11 protein-coding genes and 2 pseudogenes are annotated in these 10,793 nt (G+C 61.0%); 7 read left to right on the top strand and 6 right to left on the bottom strand.

Annotated elements, in window-relative coordinates:
• Positions 1-78: 78 nt before the first annotated feature.
• The 3 genes and pseudogenes from smc (at position 79) to C8024_RS11110 (ending at position 4,035) form a co-directional block, all read left to right on the top strand.
• A pseudogene (gene smc, locus C8024_RS11120) lies at positions 79-3,515 on the top strand (chromosome segregation protein SMC).
• Positions 3,512-3,721, top strand: coding sequence for a hypothetical protein (locus tag C8024_RS11115; RefSeq protein WP_173205072.1), 210 nt, complete (start codon positions 3,512-3,514; stop codon positions 3,719-3,721). The pseudogene smc and the gene C8024_RS11115 overlap by 4 nt, the downstream one beginning before the upstream one ends.
• 41 nt (positions 3,722-3,762) lie before the next feature.
• On the top strand, positions 3,763-4,035 hold the full coding sequence (locus tag C8024_RS11110) for a hypothetical protein (RefSeq protein ID WP_173205070.1): 273 nt from the start codon (positions 3,763-3,765) through the stop codon (positions 4,033-4,035).
• A 30-nt stretch (positions 4,036-4,065) separates the two neighbouring features.
• Here C8024_RS11110 and C8024_RS11105 read toward each other — a convergent pair whose 3' ends face one another.
• The 3 genes and pseudogenes from C8024_RS11105 to soxR form a co-directional block, all read right to left on the bottom strand.
• On the bottom strand, positions 4,066-4,707 hold the full coding sequence (locus C8024_RS11105; RefSeq protein ID WP_173205067.1) for a DUF1989 domain-containing protein: 642 nt from the start codon (positions 4,705-4,707) through the stop codon (positions 4,066-4,068).
• Positions 4,677-5,305 (bottom strand): annotated as a pseudogene (gene gntA / locus C8024_RS11100) (guanitoxin biosynthesis heme-dependent pre-guanitoxin N-hydroxylase GntA). Before gntA ends, C8024_RS11105 begins: the two are co-directional and overlap by 31 nt.
• Before the next feature lie 172 nt (positions 5,306-5,477).
• Positions 5,478-5,921 (bottom strand): redox-sensitive transcriptional activator SoxR, encoded by a 444-nt coding sequence (gene soxR, locus C8024_RS11095; protein ID WP_100094026.1) that lies wholly within the window; start codon positions 5,919-5,921, stop codon positions 5,478-5,480.
• A gap of 266 nt (positions 5,922-6,187) precedes the next feature.
• Between soxR and C8024_RS21635 the strand changes: the two genes are divergently transcribed.
• The 3 genes from C8024_RS21635 to C8024_RS11085 are packed head-to-tail and all read left to right on the top strand — an operon-like array spanning position 6,188 to position 6,965.
• Positions 6,188-6,367: a VOC family protein gene (locus C8024_RS21635; RefSeq protein ID WP_254305820.1), complete on the top strand. Its 180-nt coding sequence runs from the start codon at positions 6,188-6,190 to the stop codon at positions 6,365-6,367.
• A complete protein-coding gene (locus tag C8024_RS21630; RefSeq protein ID WP_254305819.1) occupies positions 6,364-6,588 on the top strand; it encodes a VOC family protein in 225 nt (74 codons plus the stop codon). Before C8024_RS21635 ends, C8024_RS21630 begins: the two co-directional genes overlap by 4 nt.
• Complete coding sequence (locus C8024_RS11085) at positions 6,585-6,965, top strand: VOC family protein (RefSeq protein WP_173205064.1); 381 nt, start codon at positions 6,585-6,587, stop codon at positions 6,963-6,965. Before C8024_RS21630 ends, C8024_RS11085 begins: the two co-directional genes overlap by 4 nt.
• Before the next feature lies 1 nt (position 6,966).
• Here C8024_RS11085 and C8024_RS11080 read toward each other — a convergent pair whose 3' ends face one another.
• The gene (locus C8024_RS11080; protein ID WP_173205061.1) at positions 6,967-7,746 is read right to left on the bottom strand and encodes a hypothetical protein; all 780 of its coding nucleotides are present in this window, start codon (positions 7,744-7,746) and stop codon (positions 6,967-6,969) included.
• Positions 7,747-7,967: 221 nt separating this feature from the next.
• Between C8024_RS11080 and C8024_RS11075 the strand changes: the two genes are divergently transcribed.
• On the top strand, positions 7,968-8,435 hold the full coding sequence (locus tag C8024_RS11075) for a GFA family protein (protein ID WP_217272153.1): 468 nt from the start codon (positions 7,968-7,970) through the stop codon (positions 8,433-8,435).
• 264 nt (positions 8,436-8,699) lie between these two features.
• Here the strand turns inward: C8024_RS11075 and C8024_RS11070 are convergent, their stop codons facing one another.
• Both C8024_RS11070 and C8024_RS11065 read right to left on the bottom strand, forming a co-directional pair.
• Positions 8,700-9,833, bottom strand: coding sequence for an NADH oxidase (locus C8024_RS11070; RefSeq protein WP_173205058.1), 1,134 nt, complete (start codon positions 9,831-9,833; stop codon positions 8,700-8,702).
• A 24-nt stretch (positions 9,834-9,857) separates the two neighbouring features.
• The gene (locus C8024_RS11065) at positions 9,858-10,793 is read right to left on the bottom strand and encodes a nitronate monooxygenase family protein (protein WP_173205055.1); all 936 of its coding nucleotides are present in this window, start codon (positions 10,791-10,793) and stop codon (positions 9,858-9,860) included.

Genomic DNA, 10,793 nt, shown 5'->3' with positions numbered 1-10,793 from the left:
CGGTAGGCGCTGAACCAGTCGCAAGAGGGGGCGCGATTTGAAGAGGCTCACTGACAATGGCTGCACGGGTGTAATTCCGTGCAAATAAAGAAGCTCAGACTCTCGGGCTTCAAGAGCTTTGTCGACCCCACCGAGCTGCGCATTGAAAAAGGGCTGACCGGGGTGGTCGGCCCCAATGGTTGCGGCAAATCAAACCTTCTGGAAGCCATCCGCTGGGTGATGGGCGAAAATAGCGCCAAGTCGATGCGTGGCGGCGGCATGGAAGACGTCATTTTCGCCGGCACCCAGGACCGGCCCGAACGGCAATTTGCCGAAGTCGCGCTGACCGCCGAGCGGGAAGCCAATGACGTCTCTTCGCTCCACGCCGGAGATCATGACAGCGAGCTTGAGATTGTCCGCCGGATCGAGCGCGGTGCCGGCTCGGCCTATCGCGCCAATGGCACCGATGTTCGGGCCAAGGATATCGCGCTGATCTTCGCCGATGCCGCCACCGGCGCGCACAGCCCGGCGCTGGTCAGCCAGGGCAAGATATCCAATATCATTTCCTCCAAGCCGGAGGCACGCCGTGAAATGCTGGAGGAAGCGGCCGGCATTTCCGGCCTCCACGTCCGGCGGAAAGATGCCGAACAGAAACTGCGCGCAGCGGAAAAGAACCTGGCCCGTCTTGACGATATTCTCGGCGATATGGAGCAGCGTGCGGCCAATTTGCGGCGGCAGGCAAAGCAGGCGGAACGCTACAAGAAACTGAGCGCGGAAATCACGCTCGTCGAGGGCCGGCTGATCTACGCACGCTGGAAAGAGGCCGCTGCCGCCTCCGATGCAGCCAAGGCCGAAGCCGAAGCCGCCGAAGCCAAGGTTGTCGCGGCACAGAATGAACAGCAGGCGGCCGTTTCTGCGCAAAATGAAAGCGCCAAGGCGCTCGGCCTGTTGCGCGCCGAGGTACAGCGGGCGCGCGAGGAAGCCAGCGAGTCCAGCCACCAGCTGCTGACGCTGACCAACGAACGCGACAATCTGAAATCGCGACTGCTCGACCTGCAGGCGCAGGCCCAGCGGATTCACGAGGACAATGCCCGGGAAGACCAGCTGACCCGCGATGCGATGGAAGCGCTGGACCGGCTGGAACAGGACGAGAAACGCCTGTCGACCGAGCTCACCAGTCTCACCGGCGAGCGCCCCGATCTCGAACGCGCGGTCGAACGATCCGAACGCGCAGCCAGCGAGGCGGAGGTCGAATTGGCCAAGGCAGTGGCCGAGGAAGCGCGCATTCAGGCGGAAATAAAGGTCGCCAATGCCGCCGTCGATGCCGCGCAGGCGCGCCACGACCGGCTGGCAGTGGAACTCGAGCGGCTGAACGCCGAACGCGCCGAAATGGGCGACGAAGCGGAGCTCAAGGCAAGTCTTGCCGAGGCGGTTGCGACACGGGAAGCCGCTCAGTCTGCGGCAGACGGCAGCGGCGGCAAGATTGCCTCGCTGGAAGATCAGCGGGTAGCAGCCACCGCGGCCCGCGATGCCGCGCAATCCGGTCTTGCCACGCTGAAGGCCGAACTGGCCGGGCTGCAATCCGAACATGACGCCCTGAACCGCGAACTGTCCAAGGCTGAAAGCACCAACAAGGCGATTGATCAGGTCAAGCCGGCACCGGGCTATGAACGCGCGCTGGCAGCGGCGCTGGGCGACGATCTGCTGGCGTCGGTGGGCGAAGATGGCGACCGCTTCTGGGGCGGCGCCGATATCGCCGCTTCCGCAGACACGCCCGCCGGAACCGAGAGACTGCTCGACCGGGTGCAGGCCCCGGCCGAATTGCACAATCGCCTGTCGCAGATTTTTGTCGCGGACAGCGACGACGGCCAGCTGCTTTCGGTCGGCCAGCGGCTGGTCACCAGAGCGGGCGCGCTGCGCCGCTGGGACGGCTTTGTCGCGCGCGACGATGGTAATGCCAGCGCCGAGCGGCTGGTCCGCGCCAACCGGCTGCGCGAATTGCAGGACTTGCTGGGACCGGCAACCGACAAGGTGACCGCAGCGGAAACCGCTCTGGCCGCGCAACGCGAAGCAATATCGACTATCGAAACACAACTGGCAGACGCACGGACCGCGCGACGCGAAGCGGAAGAAGCCCTGCGCCAGGCCCTGCGCGAAGCCGATCAGGCAGAAGAAGCGCTGGCCTGGTTACAGAAACGCACCGCCAGCCTCGCCGAACGCGACGCCGCGCTGAAAGCGGAAAATGCGACCGCCCTCGCCGAGCTGGAAGCCGCACAAAAGAACGCGCCGGCCAGCCCGACGGCGCGGCACAGGAAAGCGCGCGGGCAGCCCTGCAGGACCAGCGCGACGCCGCACGGCAACAGGTCATGGCCTCGCAGGCTGCGCTCTCCGGGATCGACCAGAAACTGGCGCAGGTAAAGGAACAGAAAGCCGTCGCCAGCGCCCAGATCCGATCCTGGCAGGATCGCTCGGGAGAAGCCGAGGCGCGGATGAAGGAAATGGCCAAGCGCGGTGCAATGATCGAGGCGGAAGTAGAGAATCTCGCCGACCGCCCGCGGGTGATCGAGGTCGAAGTTACCAGACTGTCGGAACAGCAGGATGCGCTCGATGCGAAGGTCGTCGAAAAGGATGCTGCGTTGCAGGCCGCCGAACTCGCGCAGCGCGATCACGAAGACCGGCTCACCCAGGCCAGCGAAATGTTGAGCCAGGCCCGCGAATTGCGTGCCGGTGCAAAGGCGCGCGCCGAGAACCAGGATTTGCGCCGGATGGAAATGGGGCGGATCTCCTCCGAGAAATTCGAATGTCCCGCCGTCATGCTGCCCAAAAAGCTGGAATTTGATGAGGACACCGTAGGCGATGCATCCGGGGAATCGGCAGAACTCGAACGGCTGACCCTCAGCCGCGAACGGATCGGACCGGTCAATCTGGTCGCCGCCGACGAACTGGCGGAACTCGAGGGCGAGTGGGAAATTTCGACGAAGGAAAGCCAGGACCTGAACGAGGCGATCCACCAGTTGCGCGGCTCGATCGGCAGCCTCAACCGCGAGGGCCGGCAGCGCCTGCTCGCGGCCTTCGAGGAAGTCGACCGACATTTCCAGCGGCTGTTTGCGACATTGTTCAACGGCGGCAAGGCGCATCTGGAAATGATCAACAGCGACGATCCGCTGGAAGCCGGTCTCGAGATCATGGCGCAGCCGCCGGGCAAGAAGCTGACCTCGCTGACCTTGCTGTCTGGCGGCGAACAGGCCTTGACCGCTGTGGCACTCATTTTTGGCCTGTTCCTGACCAACCCCGCGCCGATCTGCGTGCTCGACGAGGTCGACGCGCCGCTGGATGACGCCAATATCGAGCGTTTCTGCGACCTGCTCGACAAGATGGTGGCCGAGACCAATACCCGCTATCTGATCGTTACCCATAATGCCGTAACCATGAGCCGCATGCACCGCCTGTTCGGCGTGACGATGATGGAGCGCGGGATCAGCCAGCTGGTCTCGGTCGACCTGAACGCGGCCGAAGAATTGCTGGCGGCGGAATGAGCCAAAGCCCGGGTGCCAGACAACAGCTTATCGATCGTCTGGCTTCTTATTGGAAAATGGAAGCGGGCACCGCCGTCATGATTCCCGCGGTCATGATATGGCTGAACGAAGGCCGGCTGGGCCCGGCGAGCTATGCGGCGATGGTGCCGATGATCCTGCTGCTGGCTATTGGCGGAGCTATTGGCGAACCAAATATCTGCGGCTGACCACGGTCGGTCACGATTCGCTGCCCCTGCTGAGGTTACTGTTGCGCGTGCGTCCTTATATATTGGCGCTGATCATTGCCGCGCTCGGCGGAACGGTCCTGGTTTGGCTCCAGCCCCATCTGAGCAGCGGATTGGGCGACCGGATTACCGCCAGCGTGGCTTCCGCGCTGGCTGTGGCGGAATATATAAATTATTATCACCGGCAGCTGCAGCATTTCGACAATATGGCCGATTTCAAACAGCTGCTGAGCGGCAAGGGATTTCGCCGTTCGCAAATGGCGGTTGATTTGGATTCGGTGGCTGGAAGGCCCTGATCAACGGGAAATTACGCAAAGCGTTGATCTCTAGCTCTCCGGCGCTGGTGCAACGCCGTTCGGCAACACCCGGTAATCAACGGGCTTGAACGTCCCGCCATTGGACGCATAGGCCGAACAGGCCGTCAGTCCGATCACCAGATCCATCTCCGCCTGCAACCGCAGCCGGTCGCCCGGCTTGCTGGTCGGCGGCAGAACCTCGAGCTTCCCCGTTGCCTGTTCGACCGGAACATTCATGAACACGTTGAACGCGCAGGGAATGGCATCCCGTTCAACACCGAAAGGCGCCAGCGCCTCTGCCAGATTACCGAAACATCCACGATGCACCGGTTTGTCGGGATAGAAATGGCGGAAAGTATCCTCGCTGCACGGAGTCAGCAGGAAGTCATGCGATCCGACCGTGTCTTCAACGATGGTCAGCATGCGCCGCGACCGGTTGGACCAGAGGCAATTGCCTTGGGTCAGCTGGATGGTTTCTTCATAATCAAAGGTCCGGCCATTGGAAATGACCTCCCGGACATCTTCGCCGTTGAAGGCGAGCAAGTCGGAGACCTGCCCGCCCTCCGGATCGATCACATCAAGAAATTCGCCTTTCCGCAGACGGAATGCGACTCCGGAGCGCGGCGCTATGCGAAAGCTGCTCACAGGCTGCGCCGATCGTGAAAGGGGCATTGCCAGTCATCACCGACCAGCCGGCCGCTATATTGGCGCGCTTCGCTGGACTCGCCATATTTCGCCAGCATCGGGTTGATGTCCCCGGCCAGCTTCTTGTCCCGCGCCAAGATCGTTTTGCGCATCTTGTCATAGCGGCCCATTTCTCTCAGCTGCTCGAACTGGTCATGCAGGTTGAAGACAAGAACCGGATTGGAAAAGCGGCGGGCCGGGCGCGATGCGTTGGGATGCAGGCCGATCACGAAAAAGCCTCGCCGCCAAAACTGAGGGAAAAATGCGGATCGTCGGGATCCGGGCTCACCCGCTCGTCATAGTTCTGGCCGCGCCATGCGTCCTTGTCCGCCATCGATTGTATCCGTTCCCACAATAATTTTTCGAACTCGGTTTCCGACAGGTCGGTCGGCCCGTCGAATATGACGGCCAGACTGCGCAGCCCTTCCGACGAATTGCGATATTCACTCGCCCAGGCGAGCAGTTCCCGATGGATTTGCAAATCGTCCCAATTGCTGTCGAGACTATGCCCGGCAATCACCTTCAGATTGTCACGTGCCAGCGCTGACTTCGCCCCGACGCACGGAAATTGCGGTTGGGAGATCATCGACGCGATGGCGTCTTGCAATTCTTCCTGTCGTCTGGCGCGACAATTCTGGTCCAGAAGTTTTGAGTGTTTCATGCATCTAGTTACGCGTTGCAACGCGAAGCGTTCCCGTGCCTGAACCGGCGCTATGCAAAAATCCGGCGCCGGGCAGCATGCGGCAATGCAGGCCGATTCAGTCGCCAAGCACCAGACGCGGCCCCGCCCCCTTCAGTCCTGCACGGTCCTCGGGATTATAGAGCGCGCATTTCTTCAGGCTCAGGCAACCGCAGCCGATGCAGCCGTCGAGCCGGTCGCGGGTGCGCTCCAGTTCGGCGATACGCGCATCGATCACGCCGCGCATCGCCTTGCTGATCCGCGTCCAGTCGGCCTGGGTCGGGGTGCGGCCATGGGGTAGTCCGGCAAGCTGGCGCTGGATTTCCCCGATACTCAGGCCCAGTTGCTGGGCGATCAGCACGAAGCTCAGGCGGCGGATATCCGATCGCAGAAAGCGACGCTGCCCGCCGGCGGAGCGGAACGGTTCGACCAGCCCCTTTTCCTCATAGAACCGGATGGCCGACACCGACAGGCCAGTGCGAGCGGCGAGCGCGCCGATGGTCAGGGCTTTGGTTGCGGTCATTCTGTCTCCTTTCTTTCCTCCCTGTGCACAGCATGGGGAGGGGGACCATCCGCAGAATGGTGGAGGGCCCTCCGTCAGTCCTCCGGACTGCCACCTCCCCATCGCTGCGCAATGGGGAGGAAAATAATATCTTGACCTCAACTTAGCTTGAGGTTGTACGAATCGCAAGCATGGAGATTTGGCGGGCTCAGAAGCCCGGTCGCGAGAAGGCGAACATGCTTCCAAGTCTTCCAGTGAAGTGCAGTCAAACTTGTGAGGAATACAGTATGAAACTCAATCAGGTCACCGTGGGATGCGTCGATTATGACCGGTCGGTGGCATTTTACCGCCGCCTTGGCCTCACCCAGATCGTCGACAGCCCGCCGCGCTATGCCCGGTTCGAGACGCTTCGGGAGAGACCTTCTCGATCCACGCGGTCGAGAAGATCGGTTCGCCGACAACCATGATCTACTTCGAATGCGACGACCTCGATGACACTGTCGCCCAGCTGCAATCCACAGGAATTGCCTTCGAAACACAGCCCACAGACCAGAGCTGGGGCTGGCGCGAAGCGCGGCTGCGCGATCCGGCGGGCAATCCCGTCTGCCTGTTTTACGGCGGCGACAAGCGCCGCTTTCCGCCCTGGCGGATCGACCATTCAACAACGGAGAAAGGAAATGAAAAATGACCAACGGAAAACTCGAACACGCCAATATCACGGTCAGCGACCCGCAACGGAGCGCCGCCCTGCTGCACGATCTTTTTGGCTGGCATATCCGGTGGGAGGGGCCATCAATGTTGGGTGGCCACACCATCCACGTCGGTACCGATGAGCAATATATCGCGCTCTATACCAATCCGGATGTGCGTGCGGCCGATCCCGTGTTCAACAAGGGCGAACCGCTCAATCACATCGGTGTGACCGTCGATGATCTGGATGCGGTGGAGGCGAAAGTCGCTGCGGCCGGCCTCGAACCATTCAATCATGGCGATTACGAACCCGGCCGGCGTTTCTATTTCTTCGACTGGAACGGCATCGAGTGGGAAGTGGTGAGCTATAGCTAGCTTATTTCTTCACCCGCCTATCCTTCGCATAAGCCGATTCCTCGGTATATTTGCGGTGGCGTGCCGCTTCCTGCTCGGCCAGCTCGGCCTCTGTGGAAGCGCGCGCCACACCCTGCTTGACCATCGTATCGCGGCGGATCGGCAGCAACTGGGCGATCGGGGTTCCGGCGGGCAGGAAATGGTCGCCCGTCGGCCCCGTCCAGGCAAAGGGCAGGTTCACCAGTGCGTCGAACCGGTCGCAGTCGACAAATCCGGAAAAGCAGGTGAACGGCAGGTCCGGCCGGCTGAGCGGCTGGGTGAACAGCACCGAATAGCCATCGGGCACGCTGATCCGCCAAGGATTGATAAACTTCAGCGGCATGACGCTTTCGAACGGCGGCTCCGGCGCCCCGATTTGCGCCGGGTGATGCTGTTCGATTGGCTGGAAGGGCACATCTTCGGCCCAGCCCATCTGGATCGACACCCGGTCTTCGGGAATGCGCAGCTGCACATCGAACGGCAACGGCAGGACAAAGCCGAGCGAGAAGGCATCGGTCATCGGCAGGCAGGCTTTCGCGGTAAGCCCCGGCAAGCCATGCGCATCCGGCACGCCCATTTCCCGCTCGAGCCGCTTGAACCAGTCCGGGGCAAAGCGGATCGCCCGCTCTGGCGGTGGAATCCGGCCTGCGAGCGCGGGATCGCAGAGAAATTCTATCACCCGACTTTCGGGTGATGAGCCGACTGTCGCGGCTGGCGTACCGGTGGATTGCTGATAGTTGAAGCTGACTTTATAGTCGGTCAATTGTTCGCCCTCGCTCTGGTTCGCGATGATATTGGCACAATCAACCGTGCAATCCAAATATCGCAGAATAATCTTGCTGATCTGCTCAGGGGAGAGGCGCTCGTCATCCTGAACTCGTTTCAGGATCCAGAGCGGCAAGCACCACAATGGCGCATTGTCGCTCCGGCCCCAGGATCATGTCCGGGGTGACGGATTGCTGCTTTTTCGCTAATCTCCGCAATATGGCTGACACGACCCTTATCTCTACCTGCCAATGCGGGAAAGTCCACTGTCAGGCTATCGGCCGCCCGATCCTGAGCGGTGTCTGCTATTGCGATGACTGCCAGGCGGGAGCGGCGATGCTGGAGGCGCTGGACGGTGCAGACAAGGTCACCGAAGAGGATGGCGGGACCCATTATCTGACCTATCGCGACGACCGGTTCTCCTGTGTCAAAGGCGTCGAGCTTCTGAAAGCCTATCAGAATGCACCCGACGCCCCGACCCGGCGCATGGTCGCTTCCTGCTGCAACAGCGCGATGTTCCTGAAATTTGCAAAGGGCCACTGGACCTCGGCTTATGCAAAGCGCTTCGCGGGCGATATCCCGCCGGTCGAAATGCGGACCCAGACGCAGTTCCGACAGTCCAACCTGCCCCTGCCCGACGATGCGCCAAGCTACCGGACGTCGGACCAAAGCTCTTCTGGCGACTGATCACATCCCGCATCGCAATGCTATTCGGATAAAGCCCTTCTCCCTCAAGGGAGAAGGATACGGAGGTTTGCCAGCTCTGCTGGTTAGCCGCAGTTGGATGAGGGTGTTCCGGTGGTCGTTGAACGCACAAACCAACCGGCATAGCACCCTCAAAAGCAAACGCCCCTCTTCTTGAAGGAAGAGGAGCGCTCATATTCTAAATTGTGCAATGACGCCCGAGGTCCTGAAACGAGTTCAGGATGACGAGAGCAATGCCACTATGTCTTAAAGACTGGGATTGACCAGCACCTTCTCGCCGGTCGCCTTCTTGTCATAACCCTTGGCGATGTCCGGATCGATCATGTCCATCAGGCTGATTTCGCTGGAATAGTCGCTGTGGAAGATGCCGTTGCGCTCTTCGACGGTATACATGCGCATTTCCATCATCCGTTCGCCGCCGACCTTTTCGAGATGCGGGGTGAGCAGCCAGCCGCCGACGCCCCAGTAGAGGCCGAGACCGCCGCCGAGGATGGTTTCGCCGGTGTCGAGACGGCCATAGATATAGACCTGCTTGTTGACGGTCGAACCATAGACGCTGAATTCGGCGCCACGCACTGCCGCAGCCTTTTCCATTGCCGTCAGGATATAGCTGGCCATCTTGCCGCCGCCGATGGCGTCGAAGCCGAGCGTCGCGCCGGTTTCGGCGAGAGCCGCAATCAGCTGCTCCATGAAATCGTCCTTGGTGCTGTCGATGACGTGGGTCAGGCCGATATCGGTGAGGATCTTCTTCTGGGCGTCGCTGCGGACGATTGCCACCAGCGGCACGCCTTCCTTAAGGCAGAGCTTGGCCAGCATCTGGCCGAGGTTGGAAGCAGCAGCGGTATGGACCAGCCCTTCATGGCCTTCGGCCCGCATCGTGTTGAGGAAGCCCTGCGCGGTCATCGGGTTGACGAACAGCGAAGCGCCTTCCTTGGCCGGTGCGCCTTCGGGCAGGGGCACGCACATCATGGCAGGCATCACGCGATGGGTGCGATACATTTCGCCACCCACAATGGTGACGGTCTTGCCCATCAGAGCCTGTGCCGCGTCGGAAGAACCGGCGGCCACAACCGTGCCAGCGCCTTCGTTACCGGCGGCCAGTTTCTTGCCGGCACGCCCCTTGAAGAAAGGCTGCATCGCCGGTTCTACGTCCGCGACCAGCGCCGGATGCCCGTCAACGGTGTCGCTGCGGACGCTGTCCATATTGGCAGCTGCGGTCAGCAGGCCGAGATCGGACGGGTTGATCGGGACCGCTTCCATCCGGACCACGACTTCATGCTCCCTGGGTTCGGGCACGTCATAGGGCTCGATCGACAGGATCGACTTGCCGTCTTCGGTGACGGTGGTGAACAATTGCTTTGCGTCGGGAAATTGACTCATGGGATATTCCTCTCTTCTATGTTTCTAGAAACTTCTGCTGGCCGCTAGCGCGCCCAATCTTGCGGTGATTTCGAAAAATTCGGTCACCGTTTCTTCGATAATCTGTTTGGCAGTTTTTACCTCGTCAATCAAACCGGAAGATTGCCCGGCCAGCCCGACGGAGGCCTCCATATCGCCGCCGAAATAGACGTCCATGATGCCCTTGAACGTGTCCGCCGGCATCAGGCCCTCTTCATGGATTTTCGTCGTCCGCTCGGTTTTCAGCGCGCGGATGCAGGGCGAGGCTTTCTTGTTCAGCACATAGGTGCCGGTTTCCTTGGCATCGAGTATCGCCTGCTTGTAATTCATATGCACCGGGCTTTCGGCGCTCGACACAAAGCGGGTGCCCATCTGCACGCCTTCAGCGCCCAGAGCAAAAGCCGCCGCCATGCCCTTGCCGTCTGCAATTCCGCCAGCGGCAACCATCGGGATATCGGTCTGCCGGCGGATCGCCTGCAGCAGCACCAGGGTTGAGACTTCCTCCGGATTTTTGAAACCGCCGCCTTCTGCGCCTTCGACGATCAGGCCGTCGACACCCGCTTCGACACAGCCCATGGCCGCAGCGACGGTCGGCACAGCGTGATATACAACTATGCCCGCCTCCTGCAGCGGCCCCACAAATTTGCGCGGACTACCGGCAGAGGTCGTCACGAATTTTACGCCGGATTCGCATACCCGGGTCAGGATCGCGGGGTCTTTCAGGAACATGATCGGCAGATTGACGCCAAAGGGGGCGTCAGTGAGATCTTTCATCTTCTCGATCTCGGCCATGCAATTTTCAGTCTCGCCCGAACTGGTCTCGATAATGCCCAGCCCGCCAGCGTTGCAGACAGCCGAAGCCAGCTGTGACCGGGCGATCCAGCCCATTGGTGCCTGCACGATCGGATATTTTGCGCCGCAATGTTCGAGGAAACGGTTCAT

It is taken from the genome of Sphingopyxis sp. BSNA05 (genome assembly GCF_013265645.1).
Lineage (GTDB): Bacteria > Pseudomonadota > Alphaproteobacteria > Sphingomonadales > Sphingomonadaceae > Parasphingorhabdus.
This window is presented reverse-complemented; position numbering and strand designations above follow the sequence as displayed.

Bases quoted from the DNA above. Each gene is read 5' to 3' on its own strand.
- C8024_RS11115 (WP_173205072.1), top strand. From the start codon at position 3,512: ATGAGCCAAAGCCCGGGTGCCAGACAACAGCTTATCGATCGTCTGGCT.
- C8024_RS11105 (WP_173205067.1), bottom strand. From the start codon at position 4,707: ATGCCCCTTTCACGATCGGCGCAGCCTGTGAGCAGCTTTCGCATAGCG.
- soxR (WP_100094026.1), bottom strand. From the start codon at position 5,921: ATGACCGCAACCAAAGCCCTGACCATCGGCGCGCTCGCCGCTCGCACT.
- C8024_RS21635 (WP_254305820.1), top strand. From the start codon at position 6,188: ATGAAACTCAATCAGGTCACCGTGGGATGCGTCGATTATGACCGGTCG.
- C8024_RS21630 (WP_254305819.1), top strand. From the start codon at position 6,364: ATGATCTACTTCGAATGCGACGACCTCGATGACACTGTCGCCCAGCTG.
- C8024_RS11085 (WP_173205064.1), top strand. From the start codon at position 6,585: ATGACCAACGGAAAACTCGAACACGCCAATATCACGGTCAGCGACCCG.
- C8024_RS11075 (WP_217272153.1), top strand. From the start codon at position 7,968: ATGGCTGACACGACCCTTATCTCTACCTGCCAATGCGGGAAAGTCCAC.
- C8024_RS11070 (WP_173205058.1), bottom strand. From the start codon at position 9,833: ATGAGTCAATTTCCCGACGCAAAGCAATTGTTCACCACCGTCACCGAA.
- C8024_RS11065 (WP_173205055.1), bottom strand. From the start codon at position 10,793: ATGAACCGTTTCCTCGAACATTGCGGCGCAAAATATCCGATCGTGCAG.